This is a genomic window from Leeia oryzae DSM 17879 (genome assembly GCF_000376945.1).
Classification (GTDB): Bacteria; Pseudomonadota; Gammaproteobacteria; order Burkholderiales; family Leeiaceae; genus Leeia; species Leeia oryzae.
In genome coordinates, this window is record NZ_AQXU01000018.1 from 126,872 (window position 1) to 143,686 (window position 16,815).

Sequence of the window (16,815 nt, forward strand, 5' to 3'; positions counted from 1 at the left end):
CACGGCACGGGTAAAATCGCCTTGCATCCGCTCTGGCACCATCCCGGTGCAAAAATCCAAAGACATGCACAATGATTGTGCAACACACCCTACCCCACATGCACTATTTTGCGGCCAGCATGCACCAATATTGTATACAATAAAAATATATACATATAAATCATATAGATACACAGACTGGCATCTTGCTTGCTTATGGTGCAACCATCCTTGAATTGCACCATGGCGATCTCACATGAATACTCCATCACCTGCTGACGTCCTGTTTATCCTGCTGGGCGCAATCATGATTCTGGCCATGCACGCCGGCTTTGCGTTTCTGGAGCTGGGAACGGTACGCAAAAAGAATCAGGTCAATGCCCTGGTCAAAATCCTGACCGACTTTGCCGTGTCCGGCATTGCCTATTTCTTTATTGGCTACCCGCTGGCCTACGGCGTGGACTTCTGGTCTGGCGCACAGACCCTGGCGGCCCACAATGGTTATGAACTGGTGCGGTTCTTCTTTCTGCTGACCTTTGCCGCCGCCATCCCCGCCATTGTGTCCGGCGGCATTGCCGAACGCGCCAAGTTTCACCCGCAGTCCGTGGCGACCTTCTTTCTGGTCGGGCTGGTATACCCGTTTTTTGAAGGCATCATGTGGAACAACCATCTGGGCGTGCAGGCCTGGCTGACGCACCAGTTTGGGGCAGCGTTCCACGACTTTGCCGGTTCGGTGGTGGTGCATGCCGTGGGCGGCTGGATCGGCCTGGCCGCCGTGCTGCATCTGGGTGCCCGTCGCGGCCGCTACAACCGCAACGGCCAGATAGCAGCCCACCCGCCCTCTTCCATCCCGTTTCTGGCACTGGGCGCCTGGATTCTGATTGTCGGCTGGTTTGGCTTTAACGTGATGAGCGCCCAGCGCGCCGGCGGCATCTCTGGCCTGGTGGCCATCAATTCACTGATGGCCATGGTCGGCGGTACGCTGATCGCCATGGTCGTAGGCAAAGATGACCCCGGCTTTATCCATAACGGCCCGCTGGCCGGGCTGGTGGCCGTCTGTGCCGGCTCTGACGTGATGCACCCGCTGGGCGCCCTGATGGTCGGCCTGGTGGCGGGCGCCCTGTTTGTATGGCTGTTTACCCTGACCCAGAACAAACTGAAAATCGACGACGTGCTGGGCGTGTGGCCGCTGCACGGTGTGTGCGGCGTCTGGGGTGGCGTGGCCGCCGGCGTGTTCGGCCAGCACGCACTGGGCGGCATGGGCGGCGTCAGCTTCATGTCCCAGCTGATCGGCACACTGATGGGGGTAGTGATCTCGTTTGCCGGGGGTTATGCGGTGTACGGGTTACTCAAGAAAGCCGTGGGCCTAAGACTGGATGAAGAAGAAGAATATAACGGGGCAGACCTTAGTATTCATAAGATAACGGCCACACCGGAACGGGAAGCGGCGAACGGGTTTTGATTCGGTTTTTAACCACATTAAGTCTGTTTGAGTGAATTGCCTAGGTTTTGCAACGGCTTGACTGACCACTTAGGCAATTTTCCATCCTCCTTTGCTTCTGCTTAAGGCACGCATTGTGAATCCTTGAAGATCTTCATACTCGTCGATCCAAAAATCAAGCGTACCATAGGCGTCCTTGAAAGCCTTCCAATCCAGAGGTTTGTTCGCTAAATCTTCTTCACCTCTGCTGTAGGGGAAGATAGCATTGATCAAGCACTGCAATTCGCCGACTCGGAAAATATAGGCTACTAGATTAGCTCGGCTGGGGGCAATATATCCTGCTACAGCAAAGTTCATGGCCAATTCACTCAGTCTTGCCTGATTAATTTGCAATTTCATCAAAATGTGAGACAAACGCTCCGCGATCGGCGAATCAGAAAGAGATATGCACTTCTCAAAGATCTTCGCATAGTCACTTGGAAGTTGTAGTGAATGGATAGGAGGTTGTGAGCCTGCTGGCCATTGATGATGTTGAGCAAACGTGTAAGCTTGCCTGAGGAGTGTGGAGCAATTATTTAAGTAGTCCGTTAGCTCACTCAGCGCATGTGGCAAAAATGAACGTGCGGCAATAAACTCGCATTTGCGCTGTTGATCTGTGCGGTACTTAGAAATGTTAAAGGCGATTACGCTTGCGGAAAATGCCAAAACGCCGACGTTGAGGGATTGCCACGCTAACCAGACTGCATGAGTGTTTTTCCATCCACCATTAAGGAACGGGTAGATTAGCATGCTGTAAAGATATACTACGGCAACAATGCCACAAACGCAGTTGCCAAACTTGAGAAAGTTATCAACGTGTCTAGTCATTGTATTCTTCCACCTTTTTATGACGTTTAAGCTATGGCGCAGTCAATGCCAATATGCTGAGGATAACATCCTCGCTTTGATGTTGTCTTAGAGCGGATCACTTGGTTTCATTCGGGCAATAATTCTACCAGAGCAACCATTGATCTTGTTTCATGACGAATGACTGGCTTGGACTTTGAAGTCCGCCAGTTTTTGCTTGGGCTCTGAGCAGCGACAAAGGCCAATTCATTTTTTTCAATTAGAAGAAGGCGTCCAACTATGGTGGCCTTCTTCTGATTTAGATATCCAGATTTGATTACATTTCGAGCATCTGAACCGGCCAATGCCATCTGGGCGTAAAATGAATTTTGCTGCGACAGCAGCAGATATGAGCCCCCTGAAGTTCAGGCTTCGCACCGTGCTCGCAAGGTATGAGCACACTCCAAATGACAATGACCTCCATCCAAGACGATTGACTTCTAAGAAAATCGGTCTATTATTTAACTTAGCAGTTAATTATCTAAGAGGTTTATTAAGATGCAAGACAACCTCAGCCGTACCTTTGCGGCGCTTGCCGACCCGACGCGCCGCGCGATCCTTGCACAGCTTTCCAGGGGCGAAGCGACGGTCTCTGACCTGGCGCAGCCATTTTTGAAGAACATGAGCCTGCCTGCCGTCACCAAGCATTTGAAGGTGCTGGAAAAAGCCGGGCTGGTGAGCAAGGGGCGACATGCCCAGTGGCGGCCCTGCACACTCAATACCGAGCCTTTACGCGATGCGGTGGGCTGGATGGAGCAGTACCGCATTGCATGGGAAGAACAGCTAGACCGGCTCGATGCGTATCTACAGACGAAGACAAAAGGAACTCACCATGACCTCTGAAACCAGATCGAACGTTATTTCCATCACCCGGATTTACGATGCGCCGCTGGCCGCCGTCTGGGATGCGTGGTCAATCCCCGAAGAGATTGCGCAGTGGTGGGGGCCGCGCGGCTTTACGCTGACCACGCATAGCCGTGATCTGCGCACGGGTGGCCATTGGCACTACACCATGCATGGGCCTGACGGCACGGATTACGAAAACACGACGCAATACCTGGAAGTGCTGCCGATGCAGCGCATGGTGTATGACCATGGCGGGCACCAGGACCGTCCGCCACTGTTCCGGATGACGGTGCTGTTTACTGAGCGCGACGGCCGCACGCAGCTGGATCTAGACATGGCGTTTGCGACCCCCGAAGTGGCGGTCGACATGCGCGAGTTCATCCGCAAAGCTGGTGGCAACGCAACATGGGACCGTCTGGCGGAGTACTTGCAGCAACAGCATCAGGGCAAGGAGCTGTTCTTTATCTCTCGGTCCTTTGCGGCACCGATAGACCGTGTGTACGACATGTGGACCAACCCGGAACACCTGGCGCAGTGGCTGCCGCCAACAGGGGCCACCATGCGGATGCTCAGGTCTGCGCTGCAGCCTGGCGGAACCTCGTTTTATGAGATGTCCTTTACAGACGGTGAACCGATGTATGGCTTGATCACGTATCTCGAATTGCGCCAGCCTGCCCGCATTGTCTATACGCAGCAATTCTGCGATGCCAACGAGCGCATCATCCGCCCGTCTTTCTTCGACCACTGGCCATTACGCATGCACACCACGGTGGAACTTACCGCGGAAGACGAGCACACCACGCGCGTTACCGTGCGTTGGGAGCCGCAAGAAGCTGCACCAGAGGACATCGCAGAATTTATCCAGCAGCGCACCGGCATGACCGGTGGGTGGACGGGCAGTTTCGACAAACTGGAACAGCTGCTCGAGTAAACATGCGGGCAAGGTGGGCCATTGGGTACTGCTTGGCAGACGGATAGATCTAGTGATCCATCTGCCAAGGCAGTCACGCGGTCAGTCCGGCAGGGCCGGATGCCGAGCGCGGATTTTTTGCTCGCCTTCTTGCAGGGGGACGGGAGCCAAGTCTTCCCCCGTTTTCCAGGACCAGTCCGCTTTCTTGACGGCCCGGATGTATAGACGCTCGCCACCCACACACTTGGCGGTTATCTTCAGGTCATAGGCGGATATCTCGATGTTGCCCTGGGGGTTCGTCAGAAACTGATAGCTATTGCTATCCACCATGCCTACGGGTTTTCCGTTGATTGAGTACTGCACAGCACCGGCCACCAGAGGCCACGCCAGCTTTTCGAGGTACAGGTAGACAGCACACTCATGATCTTTTGGCGGTAGCGGATGAATCGGCCCTTTGACGGGGTCTGCATAAATGGCACCGTTAAAGCAAATGCCGTTGGAGGTACATTGCTTGAAGTCTCTGGTCTCGGCAAACACCACTTTCCCCGCCAGATCGAACTCCACCAGCAGCCAGTCATTGTCCGAGAACACCGCGCTACCAGTGCCCGCCAGCACGCCAACCATGGCCCGCTGGTTGGTATAGAACCAGTACCGCTGGTTGTCTCGGGTATAGGCAGGGTCCCCAAACTTTTGCCGTACCAGACTCCGGTTTGCATCCAGCCCCAGCAACGGGGCCAGCTTGTCCTTGGCATACGGGTTGTCGGTAAACATGCCGACCGGCACCACCAGACAACCCGCCAGAGGCAGTGCCATCACGGCGACAAGCATTGTTCGTAGTATCGCTGGTACCCGCATGATGATTGGCCCCCTGGTGACTGAATTCTAGCCGCAAATTGGCACTTGGCATGGCAACATGCGGGAAACGTTGATCTGTCTATCTCGTTCGTCCAGAAAGAATATACCTACCGTCCTGATCAGCGTGATCACGATGGGTCTGTTACGGCAGTTCTTCTAAGGTCTATTCATAACGTTGTACATATTGCCTGATACAGAAATGCATTTCCGGCAGGGGAATAGATTTGATTATGACAAATGGCTATGTTATAAAATGAATTTTGCATAATTTTAGTTATAACAATATCGGGAACCGCATGAAATATTTGGTTATTGCTACAGCAGTTAGTGCTGTGTTTCTCGCTTCTGTACAAGCCGCAGAGTATTCTCCTTATCCCAAGGCCGGGGTTTACAACGGTACGGATCAGAAATTCGAGAGAGAACTGACTGTATCTCCAGACGGTCGATTTACCCTTGAGGTCATGCAAAAAGGGGCAGGGGGTAATCTGCGCAGCGGCTCCGGCAGTGGCAAACTAGCGGATGCCCCAGGAGGGTGGGATTTTAGTGAAGGCCGTTGCACCATGACACTGAAGCGGGCCGCTGGCGGTATGAAGATGCACGTGGAAGGATGTAGCAGTGCCTGGGGCGATGTAGTGTTTGATGGGCTCTACAAACCCGCTGGCGAGGCTGCGACTGCCTCAGCCAGTAAGAATACCCCGGCGCAAGTTGTCACCGCCGCTGTCGCACCCGGCACGCCATCACGCAAAGACCTGCTGAATAACTGGACAGATTTGCAGGTATTTAATGTGGGTGGAAAAAGCATCACCGCGATGGCACGGCCAATGGCAACCGATCCGAAACTCTCCCCGATCGAGCGCTATTCACAAGCTGCATTTATTCTGGATGCCAATAGTAACTATGCCGCCATGTCGGCAACTGAGCAGGCCAAACCACCCGTTGGATGGGTAAATATTCCCTTACCCGAATTAGCGGCCAATGAAGGCCTCCTGTTTCAGGCGGGTTGCCAGTCAGGCAAAAGCAGTAATGTGATTGCCATTAATGTAACCCGGTTGCAAGGAAAGACCATGCATAGCCGGCGTCATAGCGCATGGATGCTGGACGCCAGCCTGCAAGCACATGAAGTAAAGCCTGCGACAAAAGTGAAGTGCCCTAACATATCCTCAGAATACTGAGCGAGTCGACAAGCTGGATTGGCGATGACCGAAAGGCATGGCCAATTCCGGTCATTCAACGCAACAGTCTTGATAGAAGAGCTGCTGGTCTTGCCGTTTGCCGAATGGTCAGCGGTTTTGACACGTGTATTCGATGTCGTACCAACTTGGGCGCTGATGCGGCCGGAATTATATGACTGACATGCAAATACCAGACGAACTCCATGCCTTGCCTATTGTCGCCTGATGGCGATCCGTTGATGCTGACCTTCCCCCAATAGGTATACCACTAATTAGTTAGCTATCAGGGCCGTTTGGGGTAGGTGGTGCGTTATACGATTGTGCTCAAAGGTCAAGCAATCGCGGTGCTGGCTGGCTGGTTTGCATCGCGGCGAAAAGCTCAGCGCGTGCAGCGTCGTATCGCTCCCAGAGACCGGTATCTGCCATGGATGGCAAAGTGACCGATTCCCCCTGGTCGAAACCGGCCAAGGCGGCATCGACCAGATGCTCGGCAGACATCACCGTTTCTTGCGGTAGCGCGGCCAGTGGCACGCCAGAGATATCCCAAAGATCGGTGGCGGTGGCCGCAGGCAGTACCACTTGAACCCTGATGCCGGTATTTGCAAGCTCCTGCTGCAGACCGCGACTGAAATTGAGAACAAAACCTTTCGTGCCGCTGTAGACAGCACTCACTGGTAGCGCATGAAGCGCCAATGCAGAGGCAATATTGATGATGACACCATCATTGCGTGCCTTGAAAGCGGGCAGCACGGCATGCGTCAAGCGCGTCAACGCGGTGATGTTCAACGCGATCTGCGACAGAGAGTCTTTCAGTGGTGTGTCGGCAACCTGGCTCAGCCTGGCAATGCCGGCGTTATTCACTAACAGCCGGATGTCGGGATTATCTGCAAGCACGGTTTCCAGCCGTGTGAGATCAGCTTCTTTCTCAAGATCAGCAACCAGCGTGTCGGCCTTGATGTTGTACGTCTGCTCAAGCCTTGCAGCGAGATGCTGCAAACGGTCGCCGCGCCGGGCGACGAGCAGCAGGTCATAGCCGCGCCGGGCAAGGCGATCTGCGTAAATGGCGCCAATACCGGATGAAGCGCCGGTGACAACCGCGATTTTTTTAGATGAGGTCATGGTGTTCTTCTGTCAGTTAGTTGGTTAAAAAATTGGGTATTCAATTGGCTACGGTTTACAGCATTTTGACGACTACTTTTCCCTTGGCATGCCCTTGCGCTAGGTAGGCCAGGGCCTCATTGGCTTGCTCGAATGGAAACACCTTGTCGACAACAGGCCGAATGTGTTCTGCCTCAAGGAGTTTGCCGACGTGGGTGAGTTGTGAACCATCCGGGCGGGCAAAGAGAAACGAGTAGGTAAGGCCTCGTTTCTTTGTAAGGCGCATGATCTTGCGGCTCATTAATCCGAACACGAACGTCAGGACGAAGTTCAGTCGTCGAGCGCGTGCGAATGCGGCGTCTAGTGGCCCGATGAGAGAGATGATCGTGCCCCCTGACTTGAGGATGCCGATGGACTTTTCGATTGCATCGCCCCTGACAGTACCAAGTACCGCGTCATAGTCATGCAACACGTTCTCGAATGCCTGCTGCTTGTAGTCGACTACCTCATCCGCCCCCAGACGGCGTACCAGTTCGACGTTGCCCGTGCTGGTGGTCGTTCCTACCTTTGCCCCTAGGTGCTTTGCCAGCTGGATCGCAAATGTGCCAACACCGCCGGCCCCCGCAGGAATGAACACCTTTTGGCCCGCCCGAAGATTGGCGCGTTCCTTCAGGGCTTGCCACGAGGTGAGCCCGACCATCGGGATAGACGCAGCCTGCACAAAGTCCAGATTGGCCGGCTTCAGCGCGGCCAGGCTTTCTGGTACAACGGCGAACTCCGCGAGCGCACCTGTACCGAGGTCGAAGATATTGGCAAAAATGGCATCGCCAGGCTTGAAACGGGTCACACGACTGCCGACCTCCGTCACCACGCCGGCCAGATCGCTGCCCAGGGTGGCCGGAAGCTGGAACTTCAGAACGGCTTTGAAGAGCCCGGTCGGGATCATGTTATCGATCGGGTTCACGCTGGCCGCGTGGACCTGCACCAGCAGTTCGTCGTCCTTCAGTGTGGGACGGGGAACGTCGGCAAACCCGATGTCGGGTGTCTTGCCATAGCGTTTGAAGGTAAGGGCTTTCATGTGGTGGCCTTTTATTGATGAATGAGTGCTTGGAAATGCGATGGTTGTGGCGGTGCTGCTGGTCAGATCAGTCCGCGAGGAAGCCCAGCACCGCGGGCACAAAAACCCGATGGTGCTGAAAGACACCCCCGTGCCCGGCGTTCGGGTAGATCGTCAGCTGGGCATTGGGCAGACGGCGAGCCATGTCTGCCGACAGACGGCTATCGACCATCAGGTCACGGTCGCCGTTGGCGACGAAAACGGGCTGCGTAATCTGCGAGAGATCGTCAGGCGCACTCAGGCCAGCGTTTTTGATGGCCTTTAGCTGGGCACTGCGAGCCTGCAGGGAAATAGGTTTGTCTCGGTCCCTGGTTCGCTCCTTCAGCGCGGCGAAGTAGTCTCTCGCCGCGCGCTTGCCATCCGGAGTGCGAGGGAAAAACAGGAAATTTCTCGGGTCGCTCAGCGTGAGTGCCGCTTTGAGATAGGCGATGACCGCAATTCTGTTGATTTCGTCGATGCCACCGCCGCCTCTGGGGCCTGTTCCGGCAAGAATCATCCGCCGCACGAGATCGGGGGCCTGCAAGGCCACCATTTGTGCGACGCCGCCGCCCAACGAGAACCCGAGCAGATCAACCTGCTTGAACCCTAATGCGCGGATGAAGGCGATGGCATCGCGCCCCATCTCCTCGATCGTGTGTGGTACCGAGCCTCCCGAAGCACCAACCCCGCGATTGTCGAAGGTGATTACCCGTCGCTGCGCGGCGATGCCGTCGATAATCCGCGGGTCCCAGTCGTCCAGCACGGCCATCAGGTGATGCAGGAAGACCACCGGCACACCGGTATCGGGGCCGAGTTCCCGGTAGGCGAAAGCCACCCCGTCAACGTCTATCGTGCGGGTCGGTACATCTTTCCATGTCACGCGGCCCATCTGCCAGGCTGCCGTGGCGTCGCCGATACCTGAAGGCATCCCGGGGGCGGTTGCGGGATATGTATGCTGCCTGTTCATCAATGAAATCTCCGTGCAGGGTGGATTACTCGTCGTCGAAGTGTTACTATCAAACTGATACTAACAATACTACCAATCTTTGAAAAAGTCACTATCAAAATAGTATGGACTACGAAAATAATTGCGATAACCCATGCCCGATCGCGCGCAGCTTGGCTGTCGCAGGCGACGCCTGGAGCATATTGATTCTGCGGGATGCCCATGCCGGCCTCACGCGCTTTGACCAATTCCGGAAAAGTCTGAACATCGCACCGACGATGCTGACTCGTCGGCTGGCGGCACTGACGGAAGAGGGATTACTGGAGAAGCGGCGTTACTCGGAGCATCCGCCGCGAGAAGAGTATCTGCTGACTGCTGCCGGTCGCGATTTTCTGCCGGTGCTGTTCATGATTGGCGCATGGGGCCGCCAATATCGGGGAGAGGGTAAATTGGTCCGTTTCGTTGATGCAGAAACAGGAACCGATATTAAAGCCGTTGCCGTGGATGAAGTCACCGGGGCGAAGATTGGGACTCGCCCGATGCGCATCATCACGCCAGACGAAAGCTGACAGGGGGAGCCTACCCGGATGGGCTTTGCGAATGCGTCGATAATGGCTGCGGCCCTTAACACTCACCACCTTAACGGCGGCTGGCAAAGTGTTTCTTTGCTGACGGTACCATTGTGGTCACCCGCCCACCGGCAGCCAAGACCAAACTGTGACCAGCATACCAACCCATTCTTGACGTACCAGAATGGGGCAAGGTCCATCTATTTTGCTCAAAATTTGAACATGACTCGACTCACAGCGTCGACAGCGACGCTTGCAGCATGTCGATGAACACACGGGTTTTTACCGGCATCAGCTTGCGCTCCGGGAACACCGCCCATGCCGTATGGCTGGGCAAGCACCAAGCGGGCAAGATACGGCGCAAGGCCCCGCGGCGGACTTCGATATCCGCAAAGTAGTCAGGCACGGCAGCAATGCCGGCCCCGGCACACGCCAGCCGGATCAGCAGCTCTGGCGAGTTGGCGCTCGCCCGTCCGGGCGGGATGCCCTGCCAGCGCTGTTCGCCCTGTATCAGGGTCCAGGTGGCCGGTTCACCGTTGCCCTGCATCATCCGTACCGCCTGATGGCGGGCCAGATCATCCGGGTGCAGCGGGTCGCCGTGTTCGGCCAGATAGGCGGGGGATGCATACAGCCCGGCCGAGAAATCCACCAGCTTGCGGGCCACCAGCAGCGAGTCATCCGGCAGCTTGCCCAGACGCACCACCACATCAAACCCTTCGCCCAGCAAATCTACCCGTCGTGGCGACAGGTCCAGATCCAGCTGGATGCCCGGATACAAGGCAATGAAGGCGGCCAGTGCATCCGCCAGCAGCAGGTTGGCAAAATCACTCGGCATCGATACCCGCAAACGCCCACTGGGCGTGCTCTGCCGGCGTTCGCTCAAGGCCGCCACCGCCTCGACTTCGGCCACCACCTGACGGGCATGCTCCAGCAGTTGCAGGCCCAGTTCGGTCAGCGACTGGCGGCGCGTGGTCCGCAGCAGCAGTTTTTCTCCCAGGCGTTCTTCCAGCACCTGTAGCCGGCGGGAGACCGTGGATTTGGGCAGGTGCAGCTTATCGGCCGCACGGCTAAAGCTGCCCAGCTCGGCCACTCGGGCAAAGATCAGCAGATCATTGGGGTCGATTGTCGAGATTTGCGTTAATTGTTCCATCATATGGACAATGATATCCATTTTGACGGATTGTTTAAAGGTTTGTTCAGGAATAAAGTTCATTCAACGCGATTCAACTGCTTCGCGGCCTGACCAAACCACTGAAAAGGAATCCATCATGTCCAAGTCTATCGAAAACACCCTGAACCTAGCCGCCCGCCTGCTGTTTGCCTTGCTGTTTCTGCCTGCCGGTCTTGGCAAACTAACCGGCTTTGCCGGCACCGTTGGCTACATCGCTTCTGCCGGTCTGCCGCTGCCAACGCTGGGGGCAGCACTGGCCCTGACGGTAGAAATTGTCGGTAGCCTGGCCCTGATCTTCGGCTTCGGTACTAGGATTGCAGCACTGGTGCTGGCGGCGTTTACCCTGGTAGCCAGCTTCTTCTTCCACGCTTACTGGGCCGTGCCGGCTGACCAGGCGTTTGTGACGCAATTGCTGTTCTTCAAGAACATTGCCGTCGCGGGTGGTTTGCTGGCCCTGGCTGCCAATGGTGCCGGTGGCTGGAGCCTGGATGCCCGTCGCAGCTAATCCCGAGTAACGCAGGCAGCGGCGCAAGTCGCTGCCTTGATCTTTTCTGACTGGAGCCAACACCATGAACACCTTGACCGAGACAACCACCGTCCGCCGCAGCCGTCAGGTAGAACGGCTGATTGCCGGGCAACCCACCTCCGACGGCGCCGGGGTGAAACTGACCCGCGTGCTCACCCAGGATTTGCAATACCGGCTGGACCCGTTTCTGATGCTGGATGCCTTTGGCAGCAATAACCCGGATGATTACATTGCCGGTTTCCCTAACCACCCGCACCGCGGGTTTGAAACCATCTCTTACATGATTGCCGGGCGCATGCTGCACCGTGACAGCGCCGGGCATGAAGGCCTGCTGGAAAGCGGTGGTGTGCAATGGATGACTGCTGGCCGGGGGATTATCCATTCGGAAATCCCGCAGCAGGAAGAAGGCAGGATGGAAGGCTTCCAGCTATGGCTGAACCTGCCGGGCCGCGACAAGATGCAAGCCCCCTGGTACCGTGACTTCGGGCCGCAAGACTTGCCAAAGCTGGTGACCGATGCCGGCGTGGCGGTCACGGTGATTGCCGGTGCCAGTCATGGCGTAACGGGTGCCGTCACCCGCGATGCCACCCAGCCTCTGTATCTGGACGTGCACTTGCCGGCTGGCAGCCACTTTGCGCAGAGTATTCCTTCGGGTCATAACGCCTTTGTGTACGTGTACCGTGGCGAGGTCAGCATTGCCGACAAGCGGGTGCCGACCCAACGGATGGCGATCCTGAAAAACGAGGCCGACGCCGACGGCGTGGTGATGACCGCCAGCACAGATGCCAAAGTGCTGATGATTGCCGGACGGCCGCTCAAAGAGTCCATCGCCCAGTATGGCCCGTTTGTGATGAATACCAACGAAGAAATCTTCCAGGCGGTGAATGACTTCCGTAATGGCCGACTGGAAGCACCGGTATAAGACGGGCTGATTCAACCTCTTGTCACTAAGACGTCGTAGCACCGTGTCGATCATGGCATGCGCGTGCTACGGCATCTCGTTTTCCTTGCATGCCACGCTCCCCATCATGCTAATCACGGATTGAGCTCCCCCAGACTCAGGCCAAGACTGTTGCGGTTAGCGACATACCTTGGATTTTGTGACTCACTGAGCTTCCTTTGACGGTAAATTCTTGTCAATCAACGGCCATAACCTATAGTATGGGCGCCTTCTAATATATGTTCTTTTTTCATGAAAAATCATTCATTTGCATCAATCTGCTCGGCCAGACTGTTTGTTCTCATTCTCATGCTATTGCCAGTCTCAGCTTTTGCCATGCAGATTTTTGTCAAAACCCTGACTGGCAAAACCATTGCCTTGGAAGTCGAGCCAAATGACACCATCGAAAATGTCAAAACCAAAATTCAGGAGAAGGAAGGGATTCCACCCGATCAGCAAAGATTGATTTTTGCAGGCAAGCAGCTGGAAGATGGAAGAACGCTCCAGGATTACAACATCCAGAAGGACAGCACGATACATCTGTTACTTCGGGGTGCGTCCCCCAGTATGCAAAATGTCATGCGCTCTGCCTCAGGCATGATGATTCATGCCACCAATGCCTCTTGGCTCAATGGCGCTGAAGCCTTGTTGGGCCGGGATGAAACAGGCATCACCGTTTCTCGTTTATCTACGACCGGTATGGATGATCTGCCAGAACCCGTTATTGTAGCGGCGGGTGCAGACTGGGTATCTGGCGGAGACAGTGGCGAGCAATATGATAGCCAGATTCGTAACCTGGTAATTGGCAAGGTACTGGCCCGTCATGAAGACACTGAATGGGGACTGCTTGGATTATATGGCAACGGCTCATTGAGCAGTGATATCGGTTTACAGCAACGGGTCGAGCAGCTGGGTGGTGCAGGCGTTGTACATCATCAATTATCTTCAAAAGCGCTGTTGACCGGCATACTGAGTCTGGTCAGGACGCGTTACAAAAACACCACCGCTACCGAATCCAACCGCGAACTTGGCTGGCGAAATGATGCGATTCTCCAGTTAAGGGTCCAGCCAGCAGACCAGTGGACCTGGCGCTCTGTTTTAGCGGGTTCGTATGAGCATATCGGGGACTCTGCCCTTTATGGCAGCAGCAGGACATTGAAACAGCTGGAGTGGCGCAATAGCCTGCGGTTTACTCCTGTGCTGTCGACGACAGCGATTCGGCCTTATGCCGAAGTAGGCTACACCATTTTTTCGCACCCGGAACTCCTCTCTCCAGGAGCAACCTGTCATTGGCTGGGTAACCTGACGCTGGGCCTGGAAAGCAGCATTGCCAAAAACAAGCTACTGTTTGTCAAAGCCAGCTACAGCAAAGGGCTGTCCAACTATCATGCAGCCAGCCTGAGTGCCGGACTGACGATGCAATACTAAGCGACGATTGCATCTACAGGCTGACCGCCTGAAGATGTACTCGTTGTGTCTGCCATCTGCCTCACGCTGGGAATGATAACTTAACCATCACTTCGGGTGCCGAAGCCAAAACATTGGCCATTACCTGGCATACCTTGGGTATATAGCGCTTTGCGCCGTCTACCCTGCAAGTGAATGACTTGTCACTTTGTGATCCCCATTTTGGCTACAATAACGGCATTACCACCAGACAGGCGGAGCCGATTCCGTGAACCCTCTCGACAGCATTCTTTTTCCGTCCATTGAACCCAACCAGTCCGGCTATTTGCCGGTGTCTGACCTGCATACCATTTACTGGGAAACTTGCGGTAATCCGGCCGGGATTCCGGTGATTTTTCTGCATGGCGGGCCGGGGTCGGGCATTACACCCACCAGCCGCCGTTTTTTTGACCCGGCGCTGTACCACATTGTGCTGATCGACCAGCGCGGCGCCGGCAAATCGACCCCGCCCGGCGAGATTCGCGACAACACCACGCAGCATCTGATTGCGGATATCGAGGCCGTGCGCGAGATGCTGTCGATTGATCAGTGGCTGGTATTTGGCGGGTCGTGGGGGTCTACCTTGTCGCTGGCGTACAGTCAGGCGCATCCGGCGCGTTGTCTGGGGCTGATCTTGCGCGGTATCTGGATGGCATCGCCCGCGGAGGTTGACTGGTGGATGAACGGTACCCGCAACGTGTTTCCGGAAGCGTGGGAAACCTATGCCGGGTTTCTGCCAGAAGACGAACGGCACGATATCTTGGGTGCTTACGAACGGCGCCTGCTGTCGGATGACCCGGCGGTGTACCTGCCGGCCGCGCGGGTGTGGGAGGCGTTCGAGAATCAGTGCGCGCAGCTGCTGCCACCGGTCGCCAACCCGGCGGTCAGCGGGGACCGGAATGCGGCTAATGTAGCCCGGCTGGAATGCCTGTATTTCCGTCACAATGCTTTCATGCAGCCTGGCGAGTTGCTGGCGGGTGTCGCCCGCATCCGCCACCTGCCGTGCGTCATCGTGCATGGCCGGTATGACATGATCTGCCCGGTGCGGTACGCCCACGTGCTGCATGCGGCGTGGCCGGGATCTGTGCTGCAGATTGTGCCGGACGCCGGTCACTCTGCGCTGGAACCCGGCATTGCGGCACGGCTGGTGGCGGCCACCGGGCAGTTTGCCCAGACAGGGCATTTTTAAACCGCGAGCCGCGAGCCCCCAGCAGCAAGGCGCGTGACCGCAGGCGGGCACACGGATGGCTGCTGCCAGCCCGGCTACCCGACGCAGGTGTCACGCGGCGGTCTTCGCCTCCATACTGGCCATCATCGTCCGGTTGCGGCCGGCATGCTTGGCCTGGTACAGCGCATGGTCTGCCCGCTCCAGCCAGCTGTCGGGATGCTGGTCGGCGACATCCAGTACCGCCACCCCGAGGCTGATGGTCACGTGGATCACCCGGTCTTCATACCGCACCGGATGGGCATCCACCAGCTCCCGCAAACGCTCGGCAAATGCCAGTGCCCCTTCCGGATTGGCATGCGGCAGAATCACCACAAACTCCTCGCCGCCGTATCGGCCTGCCAGGTCAATGGTCCGGATCACGGACTTGATGGTCGCTGACAGGCTGCGAATGACGGCATCACCCGCCGGATGACCAAAGTGGTCATTGATCTCCTTGAAATGATCGATGTCGAGCATCACCAGTGCGGCTTGGTCGTCTTGCCGCTGGGCCCGGCTCCACTCCTTGCGCATGCCTTCTTCGATGGTGCGGCGGTTAAGCAAACCGGACAGGCCATCGGTATTGGCCAGGGTTTCCAGGCTCACATTGGCGTACTGCAGTTTGGCCAGCAGCTGGTCGGTCGATTTCTGCCAGTGACTGAACAGCTGGTAACCGAACACGGCCGTAAACACAAACAGGGACGCCAGCACCCAGTAAAACACCCACATGGTTTGCTGCATGACGCTGACCGCATGGTTCAGCTCGCCAAGATGGCGAAAATCTACCTGCCGGACCTGATTCCCGGCCAGCTGGATCGTCAGAAAGCCGTAAATCAGGACGCCCAGACAGATCACCGCCAGCAGGCGCAACACCGAGCGGCGAGGCTCGGTCTTTGGCTGGCTCATCAGCGCAGGCCGGCTGGCTTGCCAGCGGGCCAGGCGCGGCCACAGCATGGCCATGAACGGGCCGACAATCAGCACACTTTGCAGAAAACCGCCCAGCCACCAGCCTTGCCAGATGGGCAGCATGCCGGTGCTGTCGATGCGGTTGATATAACACCAGACCAGCGCCCCGCTGGAACTGAAAATACTGGCGACAAAACAGAGCTGCACATAAAACAGTAGCGACCCCGTATTGCGCAAATCACGGCGAGCAGCAATGGCCTGATAGCCGATGGACATCACGGCAAAGCCAAGCGGATTGGCACAAGCAAACAGTGCAGCCCAGGGCGGAGGCATGCCCGCATACAAGGCCAGCACCAGTGTCGAGCAATACGCCGGAATGGCCCCCCACCACCAGCCACAGGTCAATGTCCACAACAAGCAAAGCAGTAACGGGGGATAGATGGAAATGTACACATCAACTCCACCAAAGCTGACTGGCAGACCGGACCACTGCCAGACAACGGCGGCCAGCCCCAACGCAACGCTGGCAGCTAGCAGCACCAGCCATAGGCCGATAATGCAAATTTGCTCGCGACGGCTGCCATGGCGCAAAACCAGCAATGGCGACAGGGTACGATAAGGCGCCGGCTGGCTGAAAGGGATGATAGGGGGTGTGTTCATGGTATTCGTTATTGGTATAGTTTGGCACGACGACAGCTTGCTTGCGTCTTGCGGCGACCGGTCTGTCATGTCTGTTGTAGCATGCCCCGTGTAATTTGTTCTGGAAGCGAACCTTATCAGCCAGACACTAACATCCTGCACCGGTTTGATGCAATATCTTGCAAC

At 56.3% G+C, this 16,815-nt stretch carries 16 protein-coding genes; 9 read left to right on the forward strand and 7 right to left on the reverse strand.

What is annotated here, in order from left to right; genetic code table 11:
• Positions 1-235: 235 nt before the first annotated feature.
• On the forward strand, positions 236-1,441 hold the full coding sequence (locus F552_RS0105545; protein WP_018150738.1) for an ammonium transporter: 1,206 nt from the start codon (positions 236-238) through the stop codon (positions 1,439-1,441).
• A gap of 69 nt (positions 1,442-1,510) precedes the next feature.
• Here the strand turns inward: F552_RS0105545 and F552_RS18570 are convergent, their stop codons facing one another.
• Entirely contained in the window at positions 1,511-2,287 is a 777-nt protein-coding gene (locus tag F552_RS18570) for a hypothetical protein (RefSeq protein WP_018150739.1), read from the reverse strand.
• A 516-nt stretch (positions 2,288-2,803) separates the two neighbouring features.
• Here F552_RS18570 and F552_RS0105555 point away from each other — a divergent pair.
• Together F552_RS0105555 and F552_RS0105560 are read left to right on the forward strand one after the other, a co-directional pair.
• Entirely contained in the window at positions 2,804-3,148 is a 345-nt protein-coding gene (locus tag F552_RS0105555; protein ID WP_018150740.1) for an ArsR/SmtB family transcription factor, read from the forward strand.
• Positions 3,138-4,082 (forward strand): SRPBCC family protein, encoded by a 945-nt coding sequence (locus tag F552_RS0105560; RefSeq protein WP_018150741.1) that lies wholly within the window; start codon positions 3,138-3,140, stop codon positions 4,080-4,082. The genes F552_RS0105555 and F552_RS0105560 overlap by 11 nt, the downstream gene beginning before the upstream one ends.
• Positions 4,083-4,163: 81 nt before the next feature.
• On the opposite strand, the gene F552_RS18575 is transcribed toward F552_RS0105560, so the two are convergent.
• Positions 4,164-4,874 (reverse strand): hypothetical protein, encoded by a 711-nt coding sequence (locus F552_RS18575; RefSeq protein WP_373280217.1) that lies wholly within the window; start codon positions 4,872-4,874, stop codon positions 4,164-4,166.
• A 338-nt stretch (positions 4,875-5,212) separates the two neighbouring features.
• Here F552_RS18575 and F552_RS0105570 point away from each other — a divergent pair, with 338 nt between their 5' ends.
• A complete protein-coding gene (locus F552_RS0105570) occupies positions 5,213-6,088 on the forward strand; it encodes a hypothetical protein (protein ID WP_033374805.1) in 876 nt (291 codons plus the stop codon).
• Between the two features lie 324 nt (positions 6,089-6,412).
• Here F552_RS0105570 and F552_RS0105580 read toward each other — a convergent pair whose 3' ends face one another.
• The 3 genes from F552_RS0105580 to F552_RS0105590 all read right to left on the reverse strand — a co-directional run bounded on the left by F552_RS0105580 (position 6,413) and on the right by F552_RS0105590 (position 9,249).
• A complete protein-coding gene (locus F552_RS0105580; RefSeq protein ID WP_018150745.1) occupies positions 6,413-7,207 on the reverse strand; it encodes an SDR family NAD(P)-dependent oxidoreductase in 795 nt (264 codons plus the stop codon).
• Between the two features lie 55 nt (positions 7,208-7,262).
• A complete protein-coding gene (locus tag F552_RS0105585; RefSeq protein ID WP_018150746.1) occupies positions 7,263-8,264 on the reverse strand; it encodes an NADP-dependent oxidoreductase in 1,002 nt (333 codons plus the stop codon).
• A gap of 67 nt (positions 8,265-8,331) precedes the next feature.
• Positions 8,332-9,249 (reverse strand): alpha/beta fold hydrolase, encoded by a 918-nt coding sequence (locus F552_RS0105590; protein WP_211208222.1) that lies wholly within the window; start codon positions 9,247-9,249, stop codon positions 8,332-8,334.
• Positions 9,250-9,353: 104 nt separating this feature from the next.
• On the opposite strand from F552_RS0105590, the gene F552_RS0105595 reads away from it, so the two are divergent.
• Positions 9,354-9,797: a winged helix-turn-helix transcriptional regulator gene (locus F552_RS0105595; protein WP_018150748.1), complete on the forward strand. Its 444-nt coding sequence runs from the start codon at positions 9,354-9,356 to the stop codon at positions 9,795-9,797.
• 232 nt (positions 9,798-10,029) lie between these two features.
• Here F552_RS0105595 and F552_RS0105600 read toward each other — a convergent pair whose 3' ends face one another.
• Positions 10,030-10,950: a LysR family transcriptional regulator gene (locus F552_RS0105600; RefSeq protein ID WP_245546657.1), complete on the reverse strand. Its 921-nt coding sequence runs from the start codon at positions 10,948-10,950 to the stop codon at positions 10,030-10,032.
• 115 nt (positions 10,951-11,065) lie between these two features.
• On the opposite strand from F552_RS0105600, the gene F552_RS0105605 reads away from it, so the two are divergent.
• From F552_RS0105605 to pip, 4 genes are all read left to right on the forward strand, one after another.
• On the forward strand, positions 11,066-11,473 hold the full coding sequence (locus tag F552_RS0105605) for a DoxX family protein (RefSeq protein ID WP_018150750.1): 408 nt from the start codon (positions 11,066-11,068) through the stop codon (positions 11,471-11,473).
• Positions 11,474-11,537: 64 nt separating this feature from the next.
• Positions 11,538-12,416, forward strand: a complete 879-nt coding sequence (locus F552_RS0105610; protein ID WP_018150751.1) for a pirin family protein — start codon at positions 11,538-11,540, stop codon at positions 12,414-12,416.
• A gap of 354 nt (positions 12,417-12,770) precedes the next feature.
• Positions 12,771-13,862, forward strand: a complete 1,092-nt coding sequence (locus F552_RS20695; RefSeq protein WP_083917438.1) for a ubiquitin-like protein — start codon at positions 12,771-12,773, stop codon at positions 13,860-13,862.
• 247 nt (positions 13,863-14,109) lie between these two features.
• Positions 14,110-15,069, forward strand: coding sequence for a prolyl aminopeptidase (pip, locus tag F552_RS0105620; RefSeq protein WP_018150753.1), 960 nt, complete (start codon positions 14,110-14,112; stop codon positions 15,067-15,069).
• Positions 15,070-15,159: 90 nt separating this feature from the next.
• Here the strand turns inward: pip and F552_RS0105625 are convergent, their stop codons facing one another.
• Positions 15,160-16,650, reverse strand: coding sequence for a sensor domain-containing diguanylate cyclase (locus F552_RS0105625; protein WP_018150754.1), 1,491 nt, complete (start codon positions 16,648-16,650; stop codon positions 15,160-15,162).
• Between the last annotated feature and the right edge of the window lie 165 nt (positions 16,651-16,815).

Coding starts and splice junctions, on each gene's coding strand:
- F552_RS0105545 (WP_018150738.1), top strand. CDS start 236: ATGAATACTCCATCACCTGCTGACGTCCTGTTTATCCTGCTGGGCGCA.
- F552_RS18570 (WP_018150739.1), bottom strand. CDS start 2,287: ATGACTAGACACGTTGATAACTTTCTCAAGTTTGGCAACTGCGTTTGT.
- F552_RS0105555 (WP_018150740.1), top strand. CDS start 2,804: ATGCAAGACAACCTCAGCCGTACCTTTGCGGCGCTTGCCGACCCGACG.
- F552_RS0105560 (WP_018150741.1), top strand. CDS start 3,138: ATGACCTCTGAAACCAGATCGAACGTTATTTCCATCACCCGGATTTAC.
- F552_RS18575 (WP_373280217.1), bottom strand. CDS start 4,874: ATGGCACTGCCTCTGGCGGGTTGTCTGGTGGTGCCGGTCGGCATGTTT.
- F552_RS0105570 (WP_033374805.1), top strand. CDS start 5,213: ATGAAATATTTGGTTATTGCTACAGCAGTTAGTGCTGTGTTTCTCGCT.
- F552_RS0105580 (WP_018150745.1), bottom strand. CDS start 7,207: ATGACCTCATCTAAAAAAATCGCGGTTGTCACCGGCGCTTCATCCGGT.
- F552_RS0105585 (WP_018150746.1), bottom strand. CDS start 8,264: ATGAAAGCCCTTACCTTCAAACGCTATGGCAAGACACCCGACATCGGG.
- F552_RS0105590 (WP_211208222.1), bottom strand. CDS start 9,249: ATGAACAGGCAGCATACATATCCCGCAACCGCCCCCGGGATGCCTTCA.
- F552_RS0105595 (WP_018150748.1), top strand. CDS start 9,354: ATGGACTACGAAAATAATTGCGATAACCCATGCCCGATCGCGCGCAGC.
- F552_RS0105600 (WP_245546657.1), bottom strand. CDS start 10,950: ATGATGGAACAATTAACGCAAATCTCGACAATCGACCCCAATGATCTG.
- F552_RS0105605 (WP_018150750.1), top strand. CDS start 11,066: ATGTCCAAGTCTATCGAAAACACCCTGAACCTAGCCGCCCGCCTGCTG.
- F552_RS0105610 (WP_018150751.1), top strand. CDS start 11,538: ATGAACACCTTGACCGAGACAACCACCGTCCGCCGCAGCCGTCAGGTA.
- F552_RS20695 (WP_083917438.1), top strand. CDS start 12,771: ATGCAGATTTTTGTCAAAACCCTGACTGGCAAAACCATTGCCTTGGAA.
- F552_RS0105625 (WP_018150754.1), bottom strand. CDS start 16,650: ATGAACACACCCCCTATCATCCCTTTCAGCCAGCCGGCGCCTTATCGT.